General features: G+C 63.9%; 26 protein-coding genes. 12 read left to right on the top strand and 14 right to left on the bottom strand.

Features of this window, described 5'->3' with window-relative positions; translation table 11 throughout:
- Nucleotides 1-41 precede the first annotated feature (41 nt).
- From AC1DZU_RS14895 to AC1DZU_RS14870, 6 genes are all read right to left on the bottom strand, one after another.
- Nucleotides 42-452, bottom strand: coding sequence for a GtrA family protein (locus AC1DZU_RS14895; RefSeq protein WP_477285807.1), 411 nt, complete (start codon nt 450-452; stop codon nt 42-44).
- On the bottom strand, nt 449-1,261 hold the full coding sequence (locus AC1DZU_RS14890; protein WP_477285805.1) for a ChbG/HpnK family deacetylase: 813 nt from the start codon (nt 1,259-1,261) through the stop codon (nt 449-451). The genes AC1DZU_RS14895 and AC1DZU_RS14890 overlap by 4 nt, the downstream gene beginning before the upstream one ends.
- Nucleotides 1,258-2,247, bottom strand: coding sequence for a glycosyltransferase family 2 protein (locus AC1DZU_RS14885; protein ID WP_477285803.1), 990 nt, complete (start codon nt 2,245-2,247; stop codon nt 1,258-1,260). The genes AC1DZU_RS14890 and AC1DZU_RS14885 overlap by 4 nt, the downstream gene beginning before the upstream one ends.
- Entirely contained in the window at nt 2,240-3,403 is a 1,164-nt protein-coding gene (locus tag AC1DZU_RS14880; protein WP_477285801.1) for a glycosyltransferase 87 family protein, read from the bottom strand. The genes AC1DZU_RS14885 and AC1DZU_RS14880 overlap by 8 nt, the downstream gene beginning before the upstream one ends.
- A 206-nt stretch (nt 3,404-3,609) precedes the next feature.
- The gene (locus tag AC1DZU_RS14875; protein WP_477285799.1) at nt 3,610-4,647 is read right to left on the bottom strand and encodes a zinc-binding dehydrogenase; all 1,038 of its coding nucleotides are present in this window, start codon (nt 4,645-4,647) and stop codon (nt 3,610-3,612) included.
- Between the two features lie 54 nt (nt 4,648-4,701).
- Entirely contained in the window at nt 4,702-5,943 is a 1,242-nt protein-coding gene (locus tag AC1DZU_RS14870; RefSeq protein WP_477285797.1) for an acyl-CoA dehydrogenase family protein, read from the bottom strand.
- A 132-nt stretch (nt 5,944-6,075) separates the two neighbouring features.
- On the opposite strand from AC1DZU_RS14870, the gene AC1DZU_RS14865 reads away from it, so the two are divergent.
- The 6 genes from AC1DZU_RS14865 (at nt 6,076) to AC1DZU_RS14840 (ending at nt 10,421) form a co-directional block, all read left to right on the top strand.
- Complete coding sequence (locus AC1DZU_RS14865) at nt 6,076-6,891, top strand: SDR family oxidoreductase (protein ID WP_477285795.1); 816 nt, start codon at nt 6,076-6,078, stop codon at nt 6,889-6,891.
- A 36-nt stretch (nt 6,892-6,927) separates the two neighbouring features.
- Nucleotides 6,928-7,413, top strand: a complete 486-nt coding sequence (locus AC1DZU_RS14860; protein WP_477286079.1) for a MaoC family dehydratase — start codon at nt 6,928-6,930, stop codon at nt 7,411-7,413.
- Nucleotides 7,410-8,444, top strand: a complete 1,035-nt coding sequence (locus tag AC1DZU_RS14855; protein ID WP_477285793.1) for a phosphotransferase family protein — start codon at nt 7,410-7,412, stop codon at nt 8,442-8,444. The genes AC1DZU_RS14860 and AC1DZU_RS14855 overlap by 4 nt, the downstream gene beginning before the upstream one ends.
- A complete protein-coding gene (locus AC1DZU_RS14850) occupies nt 8,444-9,220 on the top strand; it encodes an SDR family NAD(P)-dependent oxidoreductase (protein WP_477285791.1) in 777 nt (258 codons plus the stop codon). Before AC1DZU_RS14855 ends, AC1DZU_RS14850 begins: the two co-directional genes overlap by 1 nt.
- A gap of 92 nt (nt 9,221-9,312) precedes the next feature.
- A complete protein-coding gene (locus tag AC1DZU_RS14845; protein ID WP_457150375.1) occupies nt 9,313-9,957 on the top strand; it encodes a TetR/AcrR family transcriptional regulator in 645 nt (214 codons plus the stop codon).
- 215 nt (nt 9,958-10,172) lie between these two features.
- Nucleotides 10,173-10,421 carry a DUF680 domain-containing protein gene (locus tag AC1DZU_RS14840; protein WP_477285788.1) on the top strand — a complete coding sequence of 83 codons (249 nt, stop codon included), beginning with the start codon at nt 10,173-10,175 and terminating at the stop codon, nt 10,419-10,421.
- Between the two features lie 133 nt (nt 10,422-10,554).
- Here AC1DZU_RS14840 and AC1DZU_RS14835 read toward each other — a convergent pair whose 3' ends face one another.
- From AC1DZU_RS14835 to AC1DZU_RS14805, 7 genes are all read right to left on the bottom strand, one after another.
- The gene (locus AC1DZU_RS14835; protein ID WP_457150377.1) at nt 10,555-11,340 is read right to left on the bottom strand and encodes a ThuA domain-containing protein; all 786 of its coding nucleotides are present in this window, start codon (nt 11,338-11,340) and stop codon (nt 10,555-10,557) included.
- Between the two features lie 76 nt (nt 11,341-11,416).
- A complete protein-coding gene (locus AC1DZU_RS14830; protein ID WP_457150378.1) occupies nt 11,417-11,647 on the bottom strand; it encodes a hypothetical protein in 231 nt (76 codons plus the stop codon).
- Between the two features lie 59 nt (nt 11,648-11,706).
- Complete coding sequence (locus tag AC1DZU_RS14825; protein WP_477285785.1) at nt 11,707-12,291, bottom strand: sarcosine oxidase subunit gamma; 585 nt, start codon at nt 12,289-12,291, stop codon at nt 11,707-11,709.
- Nucleotides 12,284-15,277, bottom strand: coding sequence for a sarcosine oxidase subunit alpha (locus AC1DZU_RS14820; RefSeq protein WP_477285782.1), 2,994 nt, complete (start codon nt 15,275-15,277; stop codon nt 12,284-12,286). Before AC1DZU_RS14820 ends, AC1DZU_RS14825 begins: the two co-directional genes overlap by 8 nt.
- Complete coding sequence (locus AC1DZU_RS14815; protein ID WP_379024984.1) at nt 15,274-15,585, bottom strand: sarcosine oxidase subunit delta; 312 nt, start codon at nt 15,583-15,585, stop codon at nt 15,274-15,276. The genes AC1DZU_RS14820 and AC1DZU_RS14815 overlap by 4 nt, the downstream gene beginning before the upstream one ends.
- Before the next feature lie 11 nt (nt 15,586-15,596).
- Entirely contained in the window at nt 15,597-16,019 is a 423-nt protein-coding gene (locus AC1DZU_RS14810) for a hypothetical protein (RefSeq protein ID WP_184876771.1), read from the bottom strand.
- Entirely contained in the window at nt 16,019-17,272 is a 1,254-nt protein-coding gene (locus tag AC1DZU_RS14805; RefSeq protein WP_095084630.1) for a sarcosine oxidase subunit beta, read from the bottom strand. The genes AC1DZU_RS14810 and AC1DZU_RS14805 overlap by 1 nt, the downstream gene beginning before the upstream one ends.
- 201 nt (nt 17,273-17,473) lie before the next feature.
- Here AC1DZU_RS14805 and AC1DZU_RS14800 point away from each other — a divergent pair, with 201 nt between their 5' ends.
- Nucleotides 17,474-17,842 (top strand): DUF2568 domain-containing protein, encoded by a 369-nt coding sequence (locus AC1DZU_RS14800; protein WP_477285779.1) that lies wholly within the window; start codon nt 17,474-17,476, stop codon nt 17,840-17,842.
- Between the two features lie 47 nt (nt 17,843-17,889).
- Here AC1DZU_RS14800 and AC1DZU_RS14795 read toward each other — a convergent pair whose 3' ends face one another.
- Nucleotides 17,890-18,603 carry a hypothetical protein gene (locus AC1DZU_RS14795; RefSeq protein WP_477285777.1) on the bottom strand — a complete coding sequence of 238 codons (714 nt, stop codon included), beginning with the start codon at nt 18,601-18,603 and terminating at the stop codon, nt 17,890-17,892.
- A 195-nt stretch (nt 18,604-18,798) separates the two neighbouring features.
- Here AC1DZU_RS14795 and AC1DZU_RS14790 point away from each other — a divergent pair, with 195 nt between their 5' ends.
- The 5 genes from AC1DZU_RS14790 to AC1DZU_RS14770 all read left to right on the top strand — a co-directional run bounded on the left by AC1DZU_RS14790 (nt 18,799) and on the right by AC1DZU_RS14770 (nt 22,231).
- Nucleotides 18,799-19,557 carry an SDR family oxidoreductase gene (locus tag AC1DZU_RS14790; RefSeq protein ID WP_477285775.1) on the top strand — a complete coding sequence of 253 codons (759 nt, stop codon included), beginning with the start codon at nt 18,799-18,801 and terminating at the stop codon, nt 19,555-19,557.
- A 122-nt stretch (nt 19,558-19,679) separates the two neighbouring features.
- A complete protein-coding gene (locus AC1DZU_RS14785) occupies nt 19,680-20,066 on the top strand; it encodes an SET domain-containing protein (RefSeq protein WP_457153128.1) in 387 nt (128 codons plus the stop codon).
- 177 nt (nt 20,067-20,243) lie between these two features.
- The gene (gene rpsU / locus AC1DZU_RS14780) at nt 20,244-20,522 is read left to right on the top strand and encodes a 30S ribosomal protein S21 (protein WP_023810129.1); all 279 of its coding nucleotides are present in this window, start codon (nt 20,244-20,246) and stop codon (nt 20,520-20,522) included.
- Between the two features lie 191 nt (nt 20,523-20,713).
- Entirely contained in the window at nt 20,714-21,565 is an 852-nt protein-coding gene (locus tag AC1DZU_RS14775; RefSeq protein ID WP_477285774.1) for a tetratricopeptide repeat protein, read from the top strand.
- A gap of 189 nt (nt 21,566-21,754) precedes the next feature.
- Nucleotides 21,755-22,231, top strand: coding sequence for a DUF992 domain-containing protein (locus tag AC1DZU_RS14770; RefSeq protein ID WP_184876790.1), 477 nt, complete (start codon nt 21,755-21,757; stop codon nt 22,229-22,231).
- Nucleotides 22,232-22,351 lie beyond the last annotated feature (120 nt).

Here is a 22,351-nt window from a genome sequence, read left to right as displayed (position 1 = left end):
AGAAACTGTGTCGCGGTTTTCCGCCAGTGAATAGGCAGTGCCTATCTCAAGAGCCGGCCTTCGATCGACCAGCGCGCGGCGAGGAAATTCAGCACAGCCGCCACCACGACACCGCCGATCTTTGCCGGCCATACTCCAACGGTGGCGGCAAACAGCGCGATCGAAAGGCTGGAGACACCGAGCGAAATCAGCGCCCCGAGCGAGGCGAAACGAAGGAAGGCGTCACGCAGCCGGATGGCTTGATTGCGCTCGAACGCCCAGAAGCCGTTCGCCACGAACGAAAAGCTGACGGCGATGAACCAGGCAACGATGTTGGCGGGCACCGGCGGCATCTGCAGCTTGAGCAGCAGGAAGAAGCTGACAAGGTCGATGGCTGTGTTGGCAAGTCCGACGATGGCAAAGCGGACGATCTTGTTGCCGGTCGAACGCCGGGGTTGGTCGGCGCCGCTCATCCCGTGCCGTCCATGATTGCGGCACCGGCGCGGGCCAGGCTGGCGCCGAAGTCGTCCGACGCCAGGACCGCGAATTCGACCTCGCGCACACCTTGCATCGGGTCACGCGCGCGCAACGTCTCGTCGACATGGCCGGGGTGGCACATGAACAGCCCCCGTTCCGGCAAGGCCTCGACAGCGGCTTGCAGCACCGATGCGAACTTTTCGGGTCGCCGCCAGTCGTAGATGCCCGCGAGCGGTTCGAAAACGGTGAAGCCGGCATGCTGCATGGACCGGTTGAACCCGGCAGCGAGCGCTGCGATCGCGGCGACTTTCGGCGCCGTGCCGGCCAGTGGCGGCGCGCCGCGCAGCGCCGGCCTGTCGACTTCCTCGTGCAGACGCGCGCGCAGCCATGTACGCACGACCGGAAGGAAATGCACATGCTGATGCCCGTCGACGAAATCGGGGCGACGCCCGAGTGCTTCTACGAAGCGGCTGTATTGAGCGTCGAGTTCGGCATGGGCATCGCAGTCGTCGATGCGACCGCGCAGAACAGGCAACGCCAGCGAGCGGAGCGGCGGCAGCCGGCCTTCCGGCGCCAAGCTCGACCGGCCGGTGACGGCTGGCTGATCGGTTAGGGTAAGATGCAGCCCGACCGCGACGCGGCCGCACAGGGGCTTTATGCGCTCCGCCTCGTGCACCCATTCTGGAAAGCCTGTCATGCAGCTGGTGCCAGTCAGGCGCCCACGATCGAGCAAATCGAGGATCGCGGCGGAGACGCCTGGCGCCAGGCCGTAGTCGTCGGCGATCAGGCGGATGCGCCGCTTCATGCCTCGCGAGCGCCCGGTGCCAACCGGTCGGGAGCGACGTCGCTGCGTACGACATCGCGCACGATGTAGACCGGCCGATCCTTGCTTTCGCTGAGCGTGACCCAGACATACTCGCCAATCAGGCCGAGAAGCGTCAGGTTGAGGCCGCCGAGCAGGACGACGGCGACCAGCAGGCTGGGATAGCCGGGAACGGCAATGCCGTAGAAGATCACCTCGAAGAACACCTTGGCGCCGTAGACAGCGCCTGCAAATGCGGCAAGCAGCCCGCTGAGGCTGATCAAGCGCAGCGGAATGACGGAAAAGGAGGTGAACCCTTCCAGCGAGAAGGCGATCAGGTTGAGCCGGCTCCATTTCGACGTGCCGCTGGCGCGGTTCTCCGGCGAATAGGGCAACGCCTTCTGGCGGAAGCCGGCCCAGGCAAACAGGCCCTTGTTGAAGCGTCGTTTGTCACGCAGGCTGGTCAGCGCACGCGCCACGGCACCGCGCATGACGCGAAAGTCGCCGGCATTTTCGGGAATGTCGAAACGCTGGCTGCTGTTGATCAGGCTGTAGAAAAGCCGCGCCAGCTGACTGCGTCGCCAACTGGCCTCACGCCTGTCGTTCTGCGCGTAGACGACGTCGATGTCGGGATGTTCCACCAGCTCGGCGATCATCTTCAGGCTGATGTCCATCGAATGCTGGAGGTCGGCGTCCATGATCAGCACCATGTCGCCGCGCGACTGGTCGAGGCCGGCAAGCACGGCGACTTCCTTGCCGAAATTGCGGCTTAGGCGGACGATCTCCCACGACCCCGTCAGGACCTGCGAAAACCGCTTTGCGCCATCGTCTCGGCTACCGTCGTCGACCAGGATCTTGTGCACGGCCATGCCGAAGCGCTGTGCCACCGCCGCCTCCAGCGCGGCAAGCAACTCGGCGAATGCCAATGCCGACGGCGCCTCGTTGAGGAACGGCGCGACGATATCGAGTACCGGCCGCGACTCAGCCATTTGCGATCCCCGCATTCACCACCTTTTCCCCCGCCTTGGCCCAGAACCACCAGATCAGGGAACAGGCTATGAAAGCAATCGCGATCGGCCGGAACCAGGGGTTGAGGAAAGCATGCACATGTTGCTCGACGCCGCCCAGCCCGGTCGCGAACAGCGCCGTCGACAGCACCGAGGCGAGGACGCCGCCTCGTTCCTCGCGCCATAACAGAGCGATGGCGAGCCCGGCAGGCACGGCGATCATCGCATAGGTGTTGGGCTCGACACGCGGATTGAAGACGCACATGTAGAATGTGGCCGTCAGGAAGATCGCCAGCCCTGCCGTCCCCCGCTCGAGCTTGCGATCGAACAAGAGCACCATCGAGAGCGTCAACAAGCCGACCACGAAACGCACCGCCGTGGCGCCGGATTCGGCGATGGGCATTCCCGCCGCCGCAAAAGGCGCGGTGAAATCGGAGGCAACAAAGCGGCTGGTCTTGTCGACCGCCATCGAGGTCAGCATTCGGGCGAAATCAAGATACTGGCCGTTCAGATAACTGGCTGGCGCGAAAGCATAAGGTATGGCGAGCACGAACAGCACCGCCAGCACCAGCACCGGGATCAGCCTGGGGCGCAGCCCTCCCGCCAACAGCAACATGATGATCGCGGTCGGCTTGGCAATGAGGGCCAGCGAAGCCCAGAAGAAGGTCTCGGCGCGCCGCCCTTCAAGCGCCGAAAGCGTAAGAAGCCAGCAGGCGCCTGTCAGCAGAATTGTCGATTGTCCGTTGCGGATCGCGCCAAGCGCCAGCGGCAGAGCGAGGAACAGACCGAATGAAAGCAGCCAGTTTAGTTCCTGACCGCCGAGCTTGCGAACCTGCCGCATGGCGGCGAAGGTCAGCACCGCGAAGCCCAGGGCGTGCCACACCAGGCCACCTAAATGCGGGCCCAGCTTCAACAGCGGAACATAGAGCGCGGCAAAAGCCGGAGCGTAGAGGTACCCCATCTGGGAGCCAAGATTGTAGAGCGGCCGGCCGGCCAGAAATTCCTCGCTGCCAAATCTGTAGGCCCCCAGCACCGAATGCGTGTCCGGCGACCACAGGACCATGACAAGAACGATCAGGAACGCTCCGATCCACATGCTAAGTCCCAAACGGTCGAAAACCGGCTTGGCAATCGTCATCAAGTCACTCCACACCGCCCCGGAACAGGCCCTTGCCGGCGCCGTCAGGCATTCGATGGCGGCGGCATATCACGGACAAAGCGGCGCGGCATAGAGGGCTGAAAGAGCGGATGGCAGCCCGATGGCGCCAGCGGCAGCCGGACATCGCCATTTTCGGCGTCGCGAGCATGTGGAGGGTTCGTGTTCGAACGTCTGGCACCTTCATGCTAAGGCCGGATGAACACCTTGCCGTTGGGCTTGGCCAGTTCCGCCGGCACCCGCGCCATTGCCTCGGCGAGCGGCACCAACGCCGTCACATCGGTCGACCAGCGCCCATCGGAGAACCTTTTCTGCGCTTCTAGGATCGCCGGGCCGCGGCGGTCGCGAAACTGACGCATCCATTCGCTCAGCCAGAAACCCTCTATGTGCTTGTGCTGGAAGATCAGTTGGCCGGGTTCACGGATGATCGTGGCTTCGGGATCGAGCCGTCCGTAGATGATCCAGCGCGAGCGCTTCGGCATGACGTCGAAAATGGCGGAGGCCAGCGGCCCGGTCACCGCGTCGAGGAAGATGCGCGGCTGTTCGGCCTTCATGACCTCGCGCAGCGCCGTCTTGAAATCCGGCGCCTTTTCGTTGAGGACGTGTGCGGCGCCAAGCTCCTTCAGAGCCGCGATCTGGTCGTCGCGGCGCACGGTGACGATGGGTCGAAAACCCGCTTCCCTGGCCAGGCCGATGATCAGCTTGCAGAGCTGGCTGGCGCCGGCGGTCATGACAAAGGCCTTTTCGCCCTCTTCCCTCACGATGTCGAACATGGCGAGCGCGGTGAGCGGGTTGACGATCATCGCCGCGCCATCCTCGTCGCGAACGGTGTCGAGCAGCGGGATACAGACCACCGCTTCCGCTACGGCATATTCGGCCCATGAGCCCCAGTTGCTGACGCCTGTGGCGAAAGCGACGCGCTTGCCGACGAGGCTTTTGGGATAGGGCTCATCGCCACTGGCGACGACGGTGCCGACACCCTCGAAGCCGGCCGGCTGGCCCTTGGCGCGTGGCTGGCCGTACTGGCCCTTGATGAAGGCGACATCAGACGGATTGATCGAGGCGAGGCTGACCTTGATCAGCACCTGCGTCGGCCCCGGTGTCGGCACCTCGATGCTGCCCGGCTCGAGATAGGGCTCCATCGCTTCCAGCGCGCTGCCGGAAGGCGTCCTGGTGTAGCCGTCGCCGACAAGCAGCAGCGCCTTCATTTCGGAGGGGACGGTCATCGGAACACTCCTTGCTTGGACCTGCCGGCGTCGCCGGGTGACGAATGCCGGCGCTCAGACCTTTTCCTGCGTGTATTTCTTCAGTTCGGTCCGCGCCACCTGGCGGCGATGCACGGCGTCAGGCCCATCGGCAAGGCGCAATGTCCGCAGATGCGTCCACGAGCGCGCCAGCGGCGTGTCCTGGCTGATGCCTTGCGCGCCGAACATCTGCACCGCCTCGTCGGTGACCTTGAGCGCCACGCGCGGCGCGATCACCTTGATCTGGCTGATCCAGGGTGCCGCGGCGCGTGCATCGCCCTGGTCGATCATCCACGCCGCCTTCAGGCAGAGCAACCGCGCCATCTCAATCTCCATCCGGCATTCGGCGATGATGTCGAAATTGGCGCCGAGTTTTGCCAAGGGCTGGCCGAAGGCCTCGCGGCGCACGGAACGCTGGCACAGCATCTCCAGCGCCATCTCGGCCTGGCCGATGGCGCGCATGCAGTGATGGATGCGGCCGGGGCCGAGCCGGCCCTGCGCGATCTCGAACCCCCTGCCCTCGCCCAGGATCAGGTTCGATGCAGGCACCCGCACATTGTCGAAGCGAAGATGCATGTGGCCGTGCGGCGCGTCATCGTCGCCATAGACCTGCATGGCCCGGACCTTGGTCACGCCCTTTGCGTCGGACGGCACCAGGATCATCGAATGCCGCCTGTGTTTCGGCTCTTCGTCGGCACCGGTCCTAACCATGACGATGTAGATGGCGCAGCGCGGATCGCCGGCGCCGGAAGCCCACCATTTCTCGCCGTTGAGCACATAGTCGCCGCCCTGGCGCTCACAGCGCATCGCAATGTTGGTGGCGTCGGACGAGGCGACATCCGGCTCGGTCATCAGATAGGCCGAGCGGATCTTGCCGTCGAGCAGCGGCTCGAGCCACGCCTTCTTGTGGTCGGCCGAGCCATACCGTTCCAGCACCTCCATGTTGCCGGTGTCGGGCGCCGAGCAGTTGAAGGTCTCGGCGCCTAGATGCGCCTTGCCCATCTCCTCGGCAAGATAGGCGTATTCCACCGTGGAAAGGCCGTAGCCGCGCTCCGAGCCGGTCAGCCAGAAGTTCCACAGGTCGCGCTCCCGTGCGGTCTTCTTCAGCCCTTCGAGGATTTCGCTCTGGCGCGCGCTATAGGCCCAGCGGTCGCCTTGCTTGCCCACTTCGCCGAGGAATTCCTTGTCGAGCGGCATGATCTCGTCGCGCACCATGGCCGCGACGCGCGCGTGGATCGGCTTCAGCCGCTCGGTCATACCGAGATTCATCTCCGTCATCGCTAACCCTCATGCAGGCCAGGCATTTTACCCGTGGCAAGGATGACCGTACTTCGGATAGCCTTGTCAACGCGAACTGTTTTGCCTGCACACCGAGGCCCGCACACCAAGGCAGGGCGCGGAGGATTTGTGATGAGCTATCTGGACGAGCTGTTTTCGGTGGCCGGCAAGACCGCGCTGGTGACGGGAGCGGCGACCGGCATCGGCCGCATGGCGGCAACCGCGCTGGTGAAGGCCGGCGCCAGCGTGATGATCGCCTCACGCAAGGGTGAGGATTGCATCAAGGTCGCCAGCGACCTGAATGGGCTTGGCGCACCGGGCCGGGCCGAAGGCTTCGCCGGCGATGTCTCCAGTGAGGCCGGCATTGCCGCACTCGTCGCCGAGGTCAAGGCGCGGACCGACCACCTGAACATCCTGGTCAACAATGCCGGTGTGTCCTGGGGCGCGCCGCTGGAGAGCTTTCCCTATTCCGCTTGGGCGAAAGTGCTCGGCGTCAATGTCACCGCGGTCTTCCATCTGACGCGCGAATTGCTGCCGCTGCTCGATGCCGCCGCCAGCGATGCCGATCCGGCCCGGGTGATCAATCTTGGTTCGGTGATGGGCACGCAGGCGCTGGCCGACGACGCCTATTCCTATACGGCGTCGAAGGCCGCGGTTCATCATCTGACGCGCACCCTCGCGCTCGAGTTCGCCGCCCGCCGCATCACCGTCAACGCCTTCGCCCCTGGCCCCTTCCAGAGCCGCATGACGGCTTTTGCCACCGGCACGGAAGAGCAAGCCAGGCATGTCGGCAACCATGTTCCGATCGGCCGTATCGGCGCACCGGATGACATTGCCGGCGCAACACTCTATTTGTGCAGCCGTGCAGGCAGCTATGTTACCGGCGCCATCCTGCCGATCGACGGCGGACAGTCGGTGCAGCATGGGCTGACGTTGTTCAAGGAATAACATTTTCCGGCCGGAGCCGGGGGTGAACTGGAGGACATCCGCGTGGAACCGATCAGTCTCGATGTACTTCTGGCCAGTGTCGGCAAGGAAGTTGGCGTGTCGCCGTGGCGGGTGGTCACACAACGCATGATCGACCAGTTCGCCGACGCCACCGACGACCACCAGTTCATCCACTGCGATCCGGAGCGCGCCATGCGCGAGACGCCGTTCGGCGGCACCATCGCGCATGGCTTCCTATCGCTGTCGCTGTTGTCGGCAATGACCTTCGAGACCATGCCGCCGCTGGAAAACGGCAAGATGGGCGTCAACCACGGCTTCGATTCGCTGCGCTTCCTGGCGCCGGTGAAGACCGGCGCGCGCATCCGCACCCATTTCGTGCTGGCCGACGTCAAGGTCAGGCCGTCGGGCTGGGTGCAGACCGCGCATGACGTGACGATCGAGATCGAAGGCTCCAAGAAACCGGCGCTGACCGCTCGCTGGCTGACGCTGACCCTGATCGAACGCCAGCCCGAGACGGCATGAACGATCCGAACGTTCTCGACCAGGCAGCGCTGGCGCCTTATCTCGAGGCCAGCATCCCCGGCTTTACCGGGCTTGCCTCCATCGAAAAATTCAAATCCGGCCAATCGAACCCGACTTACCTTTTGACCGCGCAAAGCGGCCGCTACGTGCTGCGCGCCAAGCCGCCCGGGCAATTGCTGAAATCGGCGCATCAGGTCGACCGCGAATTCACCGTGATGAGCGCGCTTGCCGGCACCGCCGTGCCAGTGCCCAGGATGCTGCATCTGTCGGCGGAGGACTCGCCGATCGGTCGTATGTTTTACGTCATGGATTTCCTCGACGGCCGCATCCTCTGGGATCCGGCGCTGCCCGAGGCCCGCGACAACGACGAACGCGCCGCCATCTACGATGCCATGAACGCAACGCTCGCAGCGCTGCACGATGTCGATGTCGGGGCCGCGGGTCTCGTCGATTTCGGCCGGCCGGGCAATTATTTCGAGCGCCAGCTGGCCCGCTGGACCGCCCAGTATCGCGCCTCGGAAACCGGTACCATCGCCGATATGGACCGGCTGATTGCCTGGCTGGAGACGCATAGGCCCCCCGACGACGGCCGCGTCTCGCTGGTGCATGGCGACTATCGGCTGGACAATCTGATTTTTGCCGCCGACCAGCCGACGGTTCTGGCGGTGCTCGACTGGGAATTGTCGACGCTCGGGCACCCCTTCGCCGACATCGCCTATCAGTGCATGCAATGGCGCCTGCCCCACGCCTCGGGCTTTCGCGGCCTGGGCGGTATCGACCGTCGCGCGCTCGGCCTGCCCTCCGAAGAGGACTATGTCGTCGCCTACTGCCGGCGACGCGGGCTGGACGGCATCGGCGACTGGACCTTCTTCCTGGCCTTCTCCTTCTTCCGTCTGGCGGCGATCTGCCAGGGCGTCTTCAAGCGAGCATTGGACGGCAACGCCTCCAATCCCGAAAAGGCCAGAACCTATGGCGAGGCGGTAAAACTGCTTTCGCATCTCGCCGCGAAACTGATCGACCAGGAGGCGTGATGGGCCGTTTTGCGGGAGCAACCGTGCTGATCACCGGTGCGACCGGCGGGCTTGGCCGGGGTGCGGCGAAAGGCTTTGCCGCTGAAGGCGCGCGGCTGGTGCTGTCGGATATCGACGAAAGGGCGCTGGCCGACCTTGCAGCCACGCTGCAGGCCGAAACGGCGACCCTTGCCGGCAACATCGCCGACGAAAAACTGTCCGAGGATCTGGTTAGGCTGGCGGTCGAAAAATTCGGACGGCTGGATGTCGCCATCAACAATGCCGGCATCGTGCAGAGCTTCGTGCGGTTGCCGCAGGTCCCCTCGGATGAGGCCCGCCGCGTGCTGGAGGTCGATCTGCTCGGCGTCTTCTATGCCATGAAGCATCAGATCCCGCAGATGGAGCGGCAGTTCAAGGCGACCGGCAAGCGCGGCGCCATCGTCAACATCGCTTCGGCCGCCGGCTTGTCCGGCGCGCCGAAACTCTCGGTCTATGCCGCCGCCAAGCACGGCGTCATCGGTTTGACCCGCTCGGCGGCGGTCGAATACGCCACCAAGGGCCTGCGTATCAACGCCATCTGCCCCGCCCACACGAGGACGGCGATGGTCGACAACTTCGTGCGCGTCTCCGGCGCGCCGGAAGCGGAGGCGTTGGCGGAGCTGACGCGTGGCGTGCCGATGAAGCGGGTGGCGGAAGTCGACGAAATCACCACCGCCATCCTGTTTGCCGCCGATCCGGCAAACTCCTTCATGACCGGCCATGCGCTGGCCGTCGACGGCGGCATCGGCGCGATCTGAAGCATGCCGTTTGGGAACCTGTCGCGCCCTTGTCCGTTTTCGTACAGCGTATATAGTTTAGCCAGGTACCAACCAACCAAAGGCACGAGATCTTGCCGCCGAGCGTCCAGACACGCCGCGAGAAACAAAGGGCCGAACTGCGCTCCGAGTTGGTCGAGGCCGCGCACAAGCTCGTCCAGGAAGAAGGCTATGAAGGCCTGACCATCCGCAAACTGGCCAAGCGGGTCGGCTACGCGCCGATGTCGGTCTATTCCTATTTCGCCGACAAGCAGGACATCCTGTTCGCCCTGGCCGAAGATGCGTTCGAGACGCTTGCCCGCCGCATCGAGGAGCATTCGTCCGACGATCCGATCGAGGCATTGCAGGCGGTCATGACCGAGTATGCCGCCTTCGGGCTCGGCAATCCCAACGAATATCGCACCGTGTTCATGACCGAGAAGACCAAGCTGCCGGAAGGCAGGAGCTATGAGGACATGGAAGAGAGCAACCCGGCGATGAACGCGCTGATCAGTAGGGTCGAGGCCTGTGTCGCCGCCGGCAAGCTGCAGGGCGACCCGCGCGCCATCGCCACCATGCTGTGGGCGGTCGGCCATGGCACGATCTCGCTGCTGATCACCTTTCCGTTCTATCCGTTCGGCGACCCGCAGGCTTTCGTGAAGCGGATGTGCGATTTCACGCTTGCCACGCTGAGCACGCAGACCGTGCCGCCGCTGACCGAAACGCCGGTCAAGTGTTGAGCGGCATCCCACACAGGCTCTGACAACCGCGACCAACGTCCGGTTGGAGTGTTCGGCTGCGCCAGAACGCCGCGATTTTCGGCGTTCAATAAAAGTTCAATAAAATTCATTCGTACATGTACGTTTCTGACTTGAACGTCGGCATCGCCAGACGTATATGTACGCCGCATCGTACACGTACGGAAAAATTCAACGGTCGAAAACGGAGACTGACGATGAAAACGACACTCCTCACACTCGCCGCCGTGCTGGCACTTTCGGGCTCGGCCTTCGCCGCCGGCGCCACCCAACCGGTCAAGCAGGCACCTGCTGCGACCTGCGTCGACACCAGGACCCACGTGAAGCTCGATTGCGCTCCCACCGGCTCGGTCGAGAAGAAGGGTTCCACGGAAAATACCGCTGACGGCAAGGGCCCGCGGCTCGGCATCAGCATCAATCCGTGGATCGTGCCCAGCACATTGTGAGACAAAATCAAACGCCGAGGCCGGCGCAAATTGAAAGCCGGCCTGGCGAGCAGTTTGGTCTAAGCGACGCCGCCTCGGTTGGCGGCACCGGACTGGCCCAGTAGAACGCTGACGCGTAGCCCGGCCTGGCCCATCAACTCAGGCCCTTGTCACCGTCGGCATGCAGGCGCAGCCCTTTCTGGACGATCTTCTCCTTGGCGGCATCCGTCGGCACGTTCGGCGCATTGGTGATGCCGGACCAGGCCGGCGCCGGATTGTGCGCCCAATGCACGGCGTTGCGCAGCACCTGTTGCACGCCCTCATTGTGGTAGATCGGGTAGGTTTCGTGGCCGGGCGAAAAGTAGAAGATCCTGCCGGCGCCGCGCTGGTAGGTCAGCCCGGACCGGAACACCTCGCCGCCCTCGTACCAGGACACGAACACCGTCTCGAGCGGCTCCGGCACCGCGAACGGCTCGCCATACATCTCCGTCTCGCCGATCTCCAGGCACTCGCCGATGCCCTGCGCGATCGGATGGCTGCGGTTGATCGCCCAGACGCGCTCGCGCTCGCCCGCCTCGCGCCATTTCAGCGAACAGGGCGTGCCCATCAGCCGCTTGAATATCTTCGAGTAGTGGCCGGAATGGAGCACGATCAGCCCCATGCCTTCCCACACCCGCTTCTGCACGCGCTCGACGATCTCGTCCTTGACCTCGCCATGCGACCTGTGGCCCCACCACAGTAGGACATCGGTGGTGGCCAGGCGCTGTTCGCTCAAGCCGTGCTCGGGTTCCTGCAAGGTGGCGGTGGTCGCCTCGATACCCTTGTCCTGGTTGAGCGCCGCGGCGATCGTGCCATGCATGCCCAAGGGATAAAGGTCGCGCACGGCGGCATTGGTCTGCTCGTGGACGTTCTCGCCCCAAACGATGGCTTTTGTCGGCATTTTTCTCTCCCAAAGCGCTTTAAATAGCATGCCCGATGGGATTGAGAAGGCCCGATCCGGCCTGGTCCGATGGAAACTACCTCGTGCGCTTCTTGCGGCCGGCCACGGTCTTGGCCTTGCCCGGCTTCGCGGGACCGCCGGGGATGGCCGTTCCCGTTATCGACACCGGATCGCTGGCCGGAAAGGTGTCCTCGAGGCCTTCCTCAAGTTCTTCTTCGGCGCTCGAGCCTTCGTGCTTCTCATGTTCGAGCGAACGAACGGCAGGGCTCTTCTTGACCGGCGACTTCGGCGCGGAATTCGACGGCATCGGCATTCTCCCTCGACGTGCGTATGCAGGACGAGCGTGCCCTGCAAAACGTTCCGAGTTCAGACCGCTGCGTCCCGCGATCCCTCGGACAGGAAAGTAAAGACATAGTCCGAGAAGGAACGCCAGCACTCGACCCGGAAGGCATCGGCCGTCGTGCGCAGCAGCACGATCTCGGCCTTGCCCAGGATCGTGCGCGAAGCCGCTCCGACCGGGAAGGCATCAAGGGACAGATCCTGCGGGCAGCCAGAATTGATCGCCGCGGCCGCGCCGGCGCCCGTCACGGCGATCGCGATGTTGCGATGAGAGATGCCGACGGCCGAATGCAAGGCGGAAACCGCGGCGCAGTCGGCGAGCGGATCGTTGCCGGCCTCGTCGATGACCAGCCATTCGTCGGGTCCAAGCCAAAGAGCGGTGCGGCCGGCCTTCGTGGCCGAGGTCTTCGGCTTTTTCGGCAAGGTCACACCAAGCGCCTTGGAAAGGGCGGCAGTCGAAGCCTCCGGCGCGCGCAGCGAGATGCGCTCGACCGGCGGCAGCACCTCGACCTTGGCGCCGGTCGCGGCGGTGTTGCGTCCAGCCAGCGCCGGACGGCGCTCGACCGAAGGCGGTGCAGCCGGTGCCGTCTTCTTTGCGGCGGCCTTAGCCATTGAGGCGCCCTCCCGTCTCGTCGAAGAACACCATGCCGGAAACCTCCACTTCGATCACCCCGTTCGGCATCGGCACGTAGAGCGTGTCGCCCATCCGGTCGCGGCCACCGGCGACCAGCGCAAGGGCAATAGAGCGGCCGCAATTTTCCGACCAGTAGCTCGAGGTGACGTGGCCGATCATCTTCATCGGGATCGCCTGCTTTGGATCCTCGACGATCTGCGCGCCTTCTTCCAGCACCACCTTGGGGTCCTTGGTCTTCAGGCCGACCAGCTGCTTGCGGCCCTTGGCGACCAGATCCGGCCGCGCCATGCCGCGGATACCGACGAAATCGGCCTTCTTCTTGCCCACGGCCCAGTCGAGCCCGGCATCGTTCGGCGTCACCGTGCCGTCGGTATCCTGGCCGACGATGATGTAGCCCTTTTCGGCGCGCAGCACGTGCATGGCTTCGGTGCCGTAGGCCGCCGCACCATGCTTCTGGCCCTCGGCCCACAGCGCTTCCCAGACGGCCTGGCCGTAGTCGGCCGGCACATTGACCTCGAAGCCACGCTCGCCGGTGAACGACATGCGGAACAGCCGGGTCGGCACGCCGCAGATCTTGCCTTCGCGCACCGACATGTGCGGCAGCGCCTCGTCGGACATGTCGATGCCTTCGACCAGCGGCGCGATGATGTCGCGCGACTTGGGACCCTGCACGGCGATGACCGCCCACTGCTCGGTGATCGAGGTCAGCCAGACATTGAGGTGCGGGAACTCGGTCTGGAGATAGTCCTCCATGTGGTTCATGACGCGCGGCGCGCCGCCGGTCGTCGTCGTCACATGGAAGCGGTCGGGCGCCAGCCTGCCGACGACGCCGTCATCATAGATGAAGCCGTCCTCGCGCAGCATGATGCCGTAGCGGCAGCGGCCGGGTTCCAGCTTCTCCCACGGATTGGTGTAGAGCAGTTCCATGAACTTGGCCGCATCCGGCCCCACCACTTCGATCTTGCCGAGCGTCGAGGCATCGAACATGCCGGCCGTCTTTCGCACCGCGACGCATTCGCGGTCGACCGCGGCGTGCATGTCTTCACCCCCCTTGGGGAAATACCACGCGCGCTTCCACTGTCCGACATCCTCGAACACGGCGCCTTGCGCTTCGGCCCACGGATGGATCGCCGTCTTGCGCGTCGGGTCGAACAGCGGACCGCGCGCGTGGCTGACGATCGCGCCGAACGTCACCGGCGTATAAGGCGCGCGGAACGTGGTCAGGCCGACTTCCGGGATCGGCTTGCCAAGCTCCTCAGCGGCGATCGCCAGGCCGTGCATGTTGGAGGTCTTGCCCTGGTCGGTCGCCATGCCGTTGGTGGTGAAGCGCTTGACGTGCTCGATCGACCGCATGCCCTCATGCACCGCCTGGCGGATATCCTTGGCAGTGACGTCGTTCTGGAAATCGACAAAGGCCTTCACCGTCGTGTCCGGGCCGGCACCGGGGGCAGCCCCCAGCATGCCGCGCGACCAGCTCTCCGAGGCGTCTACCTTCGGCTTGTTGCTCTTAACGGCTTTAGCGCCGGCATCTTTCGCTGCCTTCTCGCCGGCCGCATAAGCCTCGTCGATCGTCGCCGACAGCCCGTCGGTGCCGTTGCAGGCGCCGACCGAGACGCAATCCTGCGCATAGGTGCCCGGCACGAAGCGCTTGGTCTCGTCGTTGAAAGCGACCTTGCCGCGCGACTGCGAGAACAGATGCACCGACGGCGTCCAACCGGCCGACATCAGGATCGCATCGACCGGGATGGTGCGTTCGCCGCCGCCATTCTTCGGCTGCACGGTCATCGACGACACCCGCAATTTGCCACCGGCGCGGATCACCGCGCGGCCGAAATTGACCTCGATGCCGAGCGCCCTCGCCTCGTCGATCACCGGTCCGGTCGGATGGTCGCGCAGGTCGACGATCGCCGCCACGTTGACGCCGGCCTTCTTAAGGTCGATCGCCGCCGCATAAGCGGAATCATTGGCGGTGTAGACGCCGACATTTTTGCCGACAGCGACGCCGTAGTGGTTGAGATAGGTGCGCGCCGCACCGGCCAGCATGATGCCCGGCCGGTCATTGTCGGCGAAGACCATGTGCCGTTCGATGGCGCCGGAGGCCAGCACCACGCGCTTGGCCCTGACCTGCCACAGCCGCTCGCGCGGCAGGTCGTGGCCGGGGGCGGAGAGATGATCGCTGACGCGCTCGACCAGGCCGACGAAATTCTGCGCGTAGTAGCCGAAGGCCGTCGTGCGCGGAAGCACGCGGACATTGTCCATCCCTTGAAGCCTAGCAATCGCCGCCTGCGCCCAGGCAAAACCGTCCTGGCCATCGATCCCGGCACCGGTCTCGAAACGCAGGCTGCCGCCGAACTCGGCCTGCTCGTCGGCCAGGATGACGCGCACGCCGGTCTCGGCCGCGGCAAGTGCTGCAGCGATGCCGGCGGCCCCGCCGCCCAGCACCAGCACGTCGCAATGCGCATAGCGCGACGAATAATGATCGGGATCAGGTTTATCCGGGGAAACGCCAAGGCCGGCCGCGGCGCGGATCTTCGGCTCGTAAAGGCTCTTCCAGGCCGCTTTCGGCCACATGAAGGTCTTGTAGTAGAAACCGGCCGAAAACAGCGGCGACGCGATGTCGTTGACCGCGCCGACGTCGAAGGACAGCGACGGCCAGCGGTTCTGCGACTGTGCTTCAAGCCCGTCATAGAGCTCTTGCACGGTGGCCCGCACGTTTGGCGTCTTGCGCGCCGCGTCGCGCTTGATCTCGACCAGCGCGTTGGGCTCTTCCGCGCCCGCCGACAGGATGCCGCGCGGACGGTGATATTTGAATGAGCGGCCGACGAGATGGACGCCATTGGCAAGCAGCGCCGAAGCCAGCGTGTCGCCCTCGATGCCGGCGTAGGACTGGCCATCGAAGCTGAACCGCGCGGTCTTCGCCTGCTTGAGGCGACCGGCACCGGGAATGCGGAACGCGCCGCTCATTTGGCAACCACTTCGTTGGAGATTTTGGGCAGCTTCGACGGTTTTGGTTCGCCGGCCTTGTAGGTCATGATGAACTTGTCGGTGACGGTGTCGCGCACCGCATTGAAGAAGCGCGCGCAGCCATGCATGTGCCGCCAGCGCTCATAGATGATCCCCTTGGGGTTAGAGCGGATGAAGAAGAACTTTTCGAAATCGTCGTCGCTCTCGCCAGCCATGTTGGCCGAGCGCGCGATATGCGCCTCGCCGGCGTTGCGGAACTCGAGTTCCGGGCGCTCTTCCTCGCAATAGGGGCAGCGGATGAGAAGCATTTGGTTCGTTCCTACAATTCGCCGTTGCCGACGTGAGCGCCGGCGGGTTGGTCGCAAAGCCTCTGGCCCATGGCGGCAAAGGGCGCGACGAGCCGGATGCGCTCCTCCACGCTTGCGGCCGGACGAAACAGGTCGCGGTACGCCATGTTGCCGATGGTGAGTTGCATCGGATCGGTCGTGACGATGACGCGGCGCGGCTCGAATGTGTCGTCCTCATCCTGGTCGGAAGGCATGTTCTCCAGGAACATGACCACCTTCTGGCCGCCGCTCCACACGCAGGCCAGGATGCCGTCATCGACGGAAAACGGCCATCCGGCCTCGTTCCCGGCGCGACTGATCGGCTGCGTGCGCACTTCGTCCGCCGACGGAAAATGGAACATGCCCTGTTCCCCCGCCAGCATCAGCGGCATCGCGACAGCCATCTGCGCCATCATCAGTGCGCCACCGCCGCCGCTGCCGCCTCGTCGATGAGGCGGCCAGTACGGAAGCGCTCGATGGTGAAGGGCGCGTTGATCGGATGCGGATCATCCTTGGCGATGGTGTGGGCAAAGACATGGCCGGAGCCCGGCGTCGCCTTGAAGCCGCCCGTGCCCCAGCCGCAATTGACATAGAGGCCGGGCACCGGCGTCTTGGCCAGGATCGGCGAGCGGTCGGGCGTGACGTCGACGATGCCGCCCCATGAGCGCAGCATTTTCATGCGCGTGAAGATCGGGAACATCTCACAGATGGCATCGAGCGTGTGCTGCAATATGTGCAGGCCGCCGGTCTGCGAATAGGACACATACTGGTCGGTGCCGGCGCCGATCACCAACTCGCCCTTGTCGGACTGCGAGATATAGGCGTGCACCGTGTTCGACATCACCACGCACGGCACCACCGGCTTGACCGGCTCTGACACCAGCGCCTGCAGCGGATAGCTTTCCAGCGGCATGCGCACGCCGGCCATGTTCATGATGACGGACGAGTGGCCGGCGGCAACGACGCCGACCTTCTTGGCGCCGATAAAGCCGCGCGTCGTGTCGACGCCCATGACTGCGCCATTGGCCGCCCGCTTGACGCCGGTGACCTCGCAATTCTGGATGATGTGGACGCCGCGCGCCGAGGCGCCGCGCGCATAGCCCCAGGCCACGGCATCGTGGCGCGCCGTGCCGCCGCGGCGCTGCAAGGCCGCACCGACGACCGGATAGCGCGCATCCTTGGAGGTGTTTAGCGGCGGGCAGAATTCCTTCGCCTGCTCCGGCGTCAGCCATTCATTGTCGATGCCGTTCAGCCGGTTGGCGTGGACATGGCGCTTCAGCACCTGGATGTCGTGCACATTGTGGGCCAGCATCATGACGCCGCGCGCCGAATACATGACGTTGTAGTTGAGTTCCTGGCTCAGCCCGTCCCACAGCTTCAGCGCGTGGTCGTAGATGCCGGCGCTCTCGTCATAGAGATAGTTCGAGCGGATGATGGTGGTGTTGCGGCCGGTGTTGCCGCCGCCGAGCCAGCCCTTTTCCAGCACCGCCACATTGGTGATGCCGTGCACCGTGGCGAGGTAATAGGCGGTGGCCAGGCCATGACCGCCGGCGCCGACGATAATGACGTCGTATTCCTTCTTCGGCTCAGGCGAGGACCATTGTTCCTCCCAGCCCTTGTGGCCACGCATGGCCTCGCGGGCGATGGCGAATACCGAATATTTCTTCAACGTTCCAGCCTCGCAAATGGCGGCAGGGCATTCTATCGACCCCGGCGCGCGAGGTGTATCACTAGCGAAACGCAGCATCCACCCTTGCGCTGTTTGCGACGGCGCTTGCCGTTTTGCGCCGCGCCGAAAATGACGCATGCGATCTGGTAGCCATGGTTGCCTTCAGTCACATTGCCGTGACGACACTCTGGAGGTACGATCATGGGCAATGCCTGGTGGAATTTGACGTTGCGCTTCCTGCTGGAGCTTGCCGCCTTGCTCGGCCTCGGCTTGTCGGGCTGGGGTCTCTCCGATGGGTTGTGGCGCTGGCTCCTGGCATTGGCCTTGCCGCTCATCGCCGCTGCCTTGTGGGGCACCTTCGCCGTCCTCGACGATCCGAGCCGGTCGGGCCGTGCCCCGGTGCCGGTACCGGGTGCGGTGCGGCTGGCGCTGGAACTGACGATCCTGTTCGGTGGTGCCGCCGGATTCTACGTGGCCGGCTACACGACCGCCGGGATCATCGTCGCCCTGCTCATCGTCACCAGCTACGCGTTCTCGCTCGATCGCCTGGGATGGCTGCTGAAGCAATAGTTCGGGCCGATACAGGGGCCGCCAGACTCTCGATGCGACTCAGCAAGTCACGCGGATGACATGCCTTGCCTGAACAGTGCAGACGACCAGACAGCGTAGATCGGTGTCAGATGGCTATGATAACAACTGGCCGCGATCTCTCTGACTTCGGCATCATCCGACCCTTCGGCCATTGCCAGGAGCTGCTCGTCGACCACATAGCGTGGCCTGACTGCGACGGCTGCACCGAAGCGCCGCACAAGCGCGTCCGGATGATCGAGCAGCCACCGTATCCCCTTGGTCGTAGCCCTGAAGTGCTGGCCATGAGCCTTTGCCAGGATCGGGAAGGCCGAGTCCGGACGCAGCGTGGCAGCATTTTCCACCGCGAGCCGTAACTGCCACCGGTCCGCGAACCGGATGAACTCGGTTGTTCTCCATCGAACGCCGGCATGCTCGTCATCCAGCCGCAGCATGACGCGACCGAGAATGGCGCCGTCCGCAGGCGTCGTGCATCCCAGAAGCGCTTCGATTGCGTCGAATCGGATGCCCGAAACTTCACTGTCGAGCAGATCGGCTATCTCCGCGACGACGCAATTCACGTTGTAGCTTATTTTGGAACTGATTTCGGCCACCAAGAAAGCGGCGGCGGCCTGGGTATGAAGGTTGTCGGACGTCAGCAGCGGCCGAAGATTTTCGAGCGGAAAGCCTCTATTAAATTCCGATTGAAGAGCGAACGTCAACGTACTGTCGCCTTCGAAGCCGGGCTTCAGCAACTTGCTCATGATGTCTTGGGGGGTCATTGGAATGGGTGGCGCGTCCCACCCGCAATGTTGAATGACGGCTTGGTAGCTTGGCGTCCGCCCAGCGTCAAGAAATCTTAGCAGATGCCTCCGCACGTATCGGGTGGCTCTCGCGCGCCCAACCTGCGATCAACCTCCCGATTGCCGGCACCGCTGGCGAAGAAAAGGATGCAGAAAATGCTTGCACTCGCCAACAAGATCGCCATCGTCACCGGCGCCAGTTCCGGTATCGGCCGCGCCACCGCAAGACTCTTCGCCGAGGAAGGCGCCAGGGTCATCGTCGCCGCCCGCCGCCAGGCCGAGCTCGATGCGCTGGTGGCCGAGATAGCCGACGCCGACGGCACGGCCGTCGCCCTTGCCGGCAATGTCCGTGACGAAGCCTATGCGAAAGCCCTTGTCGATCTGGCGGTCGAAAAATTCGGTGGGCTCGACATCGCCTTCAACAACGCCGGCGCCGTCGGTCTCATGGGTCCGATTTCGGAACTGCCGCTGGAAGAATGGCGCGAGACGCTCGACACCAACCTCACCAGCGCGTTTCTCGGTGCAAAATATCAGGTGCCGGCGATGATCGAGCGCGGCGGTGGTTCGCTGATCTTCACTTCCACCTTCGTCGGTAACACCGTCGGCATGCCCGGCATGACCAGCTATGCCGCGAGCAAGGCCGGCCTGATCGGGCTGACGCAGGTGCTGGCCGCGGAATATGGCCCAAAGGGCGTGCGGGTCAACGCGCTGCTGCCCGGCGGCACCAACACGCCGGCAGCGACCTTCAAGACTCCTGAGTCGCGGGCTTTCGTCGAAAACCTGCATGCGTTGAAGCGTGTCGCGACACCGGAAGAGATCGCCCGTTCGGCCCTCTACCTCGCCTCCGACGCGTCGAGCTTCACCACGGGAGCCGCGCTGTTTGCCGATGGCGGCGTGTCGATCAACCGGACGTGAAGGCTTTTTCCCGCCAGGATGCATGTTGATTGTAGCAAGGTGGACGGCCGGTCTTGCTTTTTCCGTGCGATTTGGCGATGCCGTTTCCTGTCGGGTCTTTTGCCAATACAGGTCCTGGAACCATGATGCTGATCAGAACCTACGTGGCTGCCAGTGCAATCGAAGGCGTCGGCGTGTTCGCCGCCGAGCCGATCAGGAAAGGCGCCTCGATCTGGCGGCTCGATCCGGATTTCGACCGATTGATTCCGATGGAAAAATACGAGGCAGCCCCCTCGCATCTGAGGGAATTGCTCGACCGCTATGCCTATCCAAGCCCGGACCGTCCCGGTTTCATGGTCTATGAGGTCGACAATGGGCGTTTCATGAATCACGCCGAACGGCCGAATACGGATTTTTCGCAGTATGGCGGCGCCATCGCCACCCGCGACATCGCGGCCGGCGAGGAGATCACCTGCGACTATGGCGAGTTCTTCGAAGATTTCGAGCGGCTTCACCTCGCCACGGCGTAGTCGGCTCCCGATCCAGCGGCAAACCGGCTGCGGTTTGCCGCTGATGTTCATTTCGGCTGTGGACAGCGCGGCCTGATTCTGCTATCAGCCGCCACAATTCGTGGTGTAGATCGCCGCGGAGGCTTGTGGCTATGGCCGCTTGCCTGTTGATAACAAACCCGAAAGACAGGATTGCCCGTGCAGGTACTCGTCCGCGACAATAACGTTGATCAGGCGCTTCGCGCGCTCAAGAAGAAGATGCAGCGCGAAGGCATTTTCCGCGAAATGAAGATGCGCGGCCATTACGAGAAGCCTTCCGAGAAGCGCGCCCGTGAAAAGGCCGAAGCCGTGCGCCGCGCCCGCAAGCTGGCCCGCAAGCGCGCGCAGCGCGAAGGCCTGCTGCCGATGACGCCGCGTCCGGTTGCTGCTGGCGCCGCCGGCGGTGCAGGTGGTGCTCCGCGCCCGCCGCGGTTCTAACGCCAATTTTTCGTCCTTTTCGAAGGATACTAGAGGTGGCGCGATGCGGAATCGCCGCCACCTTTTTGTTTAGGGCGACAGACGTCCACTTGGACGCACAAAGGACGCTCTAACACTCTACGACAATTTTGACCCGGCCCGGAGGGGGGACCCGGACCGAGTGATGCGACTGAAGTGAGGACAGGGCAGACATGAACGCAATCAGCGTGGAGCGCAGAACCCCATTGCGCGGCTTTGCCCTGACGGCAGCCCTGCTTTCCGGGCTGGCGCTGGCCGGCTGCCAGACGGCGGGCCCTACCGGCGAATTCAACAACATCGACAAGGCGCAAGGCTCGAGCGAGAACATCTCCTCGCTGTCGGCGGTGATCCAGCGCAATCCCCAGGATCCCGAAGGCTACAATGTGCGCGGCTCCGCTTATGGCCGTGGCGGCCAGTACCAGGCGGCGCTCCAGGATTTCAACACCGCCATCCAGCTCAACCCGAATTTCTACCAGGCCTATTCGAACCGTGCGCTCATTCAGCGCTTCCTCGGCAATCAGAAGGCCGCGCTCGACGACTACAACCGTTCGATCCAGATCAATGGCAATTATGACGCCGCCTATATCGGCCGCGGCAATCTCTACCGCAAGGCGGGTCGCACCCAGGATGCCTTCAACGACTTCCAGAAGGCGATCCAGCTCGACACCACCGATGCGCGCGCTTACCACAATCGCGGCCTGATCTATCAGAGCCAGGGCCAGCACAAATTCGCCATCGAGGATTTCTCGACCGCCATCTCGCTAGCGCCGGACGCGGCCGAGCCCTACAATGGCCGCGGCCTTTCCTATCTAGCCACCAACGACGAAGACAACGCATTTGCCGACTTCAACATGGCGATCAAGCTCGACGGCAAGAACGCCGAGGCCTGGGCCAACCAGGCACTGATCTACGAACGGCGCGGCGACAAGGTCAAGGCTGGGAAATCCTACCGCGAAGCCGTGCATCTTGATCCAACCTACCAGCCGGCCAAGGATGGCCTCGCCCGCGTCAGCGGTGCGACCTAGGCGCCAATCAAAGCGCTTCCCACTATGCGCCCGAAAGAGCGCGCGGGCTCTCGAAAACCCATCAGTCCGGCAACCGCGCATTAACCCCAGCGGCAAGGTGTTGGCGCGTGCCTTGTTCGCGCCAAGTTTTCAGGGGAACGGTCTGGCCACCCAAGCCGTTATTCCAAGCAATTTGCGAAAGGACCCACCATGATCAAGAAACTCGCCTGCGCCGCTGCCCTCGTCACGACGGTGTTCGCCGCCGCCCCAGCCAGCGCCGGCAAGCTGCAGCTCGGAACGCTCGACTGCACCATTGATGGCGGCACCTCCTACATCGTCGCTTCCAACAAGGGCGTGTCCTGTGTCTTCCGCCCGTATCATCACGGACCGTCGGAGATTTACACCGGCGTCATCTCCAAGATCGGCGTCGATGTCGGCCAGACGCATCAGGGCCAGCTCGTCTGGGCCGTGCTGGCGGCAACGCGCGAACGTGATGCGGGCGATCTCGCCGGCAGCTATTATGGCGTCAATGCCGAGGCCAGCGTGGTGACAGGCGGCGGCGCCAACCTGCTGGTCGGTGGTTTCAACAGCGCCTTCATGCTGGAGCCGCTCAGCGTACAGGCACAGACCGGCGTCAACCTCGCCGTTGCAGTGACCTCGCTCGAGCTGATCCACTCGCTCAAGTGATTGCATGGAGCCCTGCGCTCCACGACCCTCTATTTACGGCGCGGAACCAGATAGGATGGTTCCGCGCCGTTTGATTCTTAGGCAATACCGGGAAAAGGTGAATCGGCTTTGCCAGACAAA

The sequence above is a fragment of the Mesorhizobium sp. P2_A12 genome (assembly GCF_056405075.1).
Note: the sequence above shows the minus strand (reverse complement) of the source record. Positions and strands in the feature narration are given on the sequence as shown.

Bases quoted from the DNA above. Each gene is read 5' to 3' on its own strand.
- AC1DZU_RS14895 (WP_477285807.1), bottom strand. From the start codon at position 452: ATGAGCGGCGCCGACCAACCCCGGCGTTCGACCGGCAACAAGATCGTC.
- AC1DZU_RS14890 (WP_477285805.1), bottom strand. From the start codon at position 1,261: ATGAAGCGGCGCATCCGCCTGATCGCCGACGACTACGGCCTGGCGCCA.
- AC1DZU_RS14885 (WP_477285803.1), bottom strand. From the start codon at position 2,247: ATGGCTGAGTCGCGGCCGGTACTCGATATCGTCGCGCCGTTCCTCAAC.
- AC1DZU_RS14880 (WP_477285801.1), bottom strand. From the start codon at position 3,403: ATGACGATTGCCAAGCCGGTTTTCGACCGTTTGGGACTTAGCATGTGG.
- AC1DZU_RS14875 (WP_477285799.1), bottom strand. From the start codon at position 4,647: ATGACCGTCCCCTCCGAAATGAAGGCGCTGCTGCTTGTCGGCGACGGC.
- AC1DZU_RS14870 (WP_477285797.1), bottom strand. From the start codon at position 5,943: ATGACGGAGATGAATCTCGGTATGACCGAGCGGCTGAAGCCGATCCAC.
- AC1DZU_RS14865 (WP_477285795.1), top strand. From the start codon at position 6,076: ATGAGCTATCTGGACGAGCTGTTTTCGGTGGCCGGCAAGACCGCGCTG.
- AC1DZU_RS14855 (WP_477285793.1), top strand. From the start codon at position 7,410: ATGAACGATCCGAACGTTCTCGACCAGGCAGCGCTGGCGCCTTATCTC.
- AC1DZU_RS14850 (WP_477285791.1), top strand. From the start codon at position 8,444: ATGGGCCGTTTTGCGGGAGCAACCGTGCTGATCACCGGTGCGACCGGC.
- AC1DZU_RS14840 (WP_477285788.1), top strand. From the start codon at position 10,173: ATGAAAACGACACTCCTCACACTCGCCGCCGTGCTGGCACTTTCGGGC.
- AC1DZU_RS14835 (WP_457150377.1), bottom strand. From the start codon at position 11,340: ATGCCGACAAAAGCCATCGTTTGGGGCGAGAACGTCCACGAGCAGACC.
- AC1DZU_RS14830 (WP_457150378.1), bottom strand. From the start codon at position 11,647: ATGCCGTCGAATTCCGCGCCGAAGTCGCCGGTCAAGAAGAGCCCTGCC.
- AC1DZU_RS14825 (WP_477285785.1), bottom strand. From the start codon at position 12,291: ATGGCTAAGGCCGCCGCAAAGAAGACGGCACCGGCTGCACCGCCTTCG.
- AC1DZU_RS14820 (WP_477285782.1), bottom strand. From the start codon at position 15,277: ATGAGCGGCGCGTTCCGCATTCCCGGTGCCGGTCGCCTCAAGCAGGCG.
- AC1DZU_RS14815 (WP_379024984.1), bottom strand. From the start codon at position 15,585: ATGCTTCTCATCCGCTGCCCCTATTGCGAGGAAGAGCGCCCGGAACTC.
- AC1DZU_RS14810 (WP_184876771.1), bottom strand. From the start codon at position 16,019: ATGATGGCGCAGATGGCTGTCGCGATGCCGCTGATGCTGGCGGGGGAA.
- AC1DZU_RS14800 (WP_477285779.1), top strand. From the start codon at position 17,474: ATGGGCAATGCCTGGTGGAATTTGACGTTGCGCTTCCTGCTGGAGCTT.
- AC1DZU_RS14795 (WP_477285777.1), bottom strand. From the start codon at position 18,603: ATGAGCAAGTTGCTGAAGCCCGGCTTCGAAGGCGACAGTACGTTGACG.
- AC1DZU_RS14790 (WP_477285775.1), top strand. From the start codon at position 18,799: ATGCTTGCACTCGCCAACAAGATCGCCATCGTCACCGGCGCCAGTTCC.
- AC1DZU_RS14785 (WP_457153128.1), top strand. From the start codon at position 19,680: ATGATGCTGATCAGAACCTACGTGGCTGCCAGTGCAATCGAAGGCGTC.
- AC1DZU_RS14775 (WP_477285774.1), top strand. From the start codon at position 20,714: ATGAACGCAATCAGCGTGGAGCGCAGAACCCCATTGCGCGGCTTTGCC.
- AC1DZU_RS14770 (WP_184876790.1), top strand. From the start codon at position 21,755: ATGATCAAGAAACTCGCCTGCGCCGCTGCCCTCGTCACGACGGTGTTC.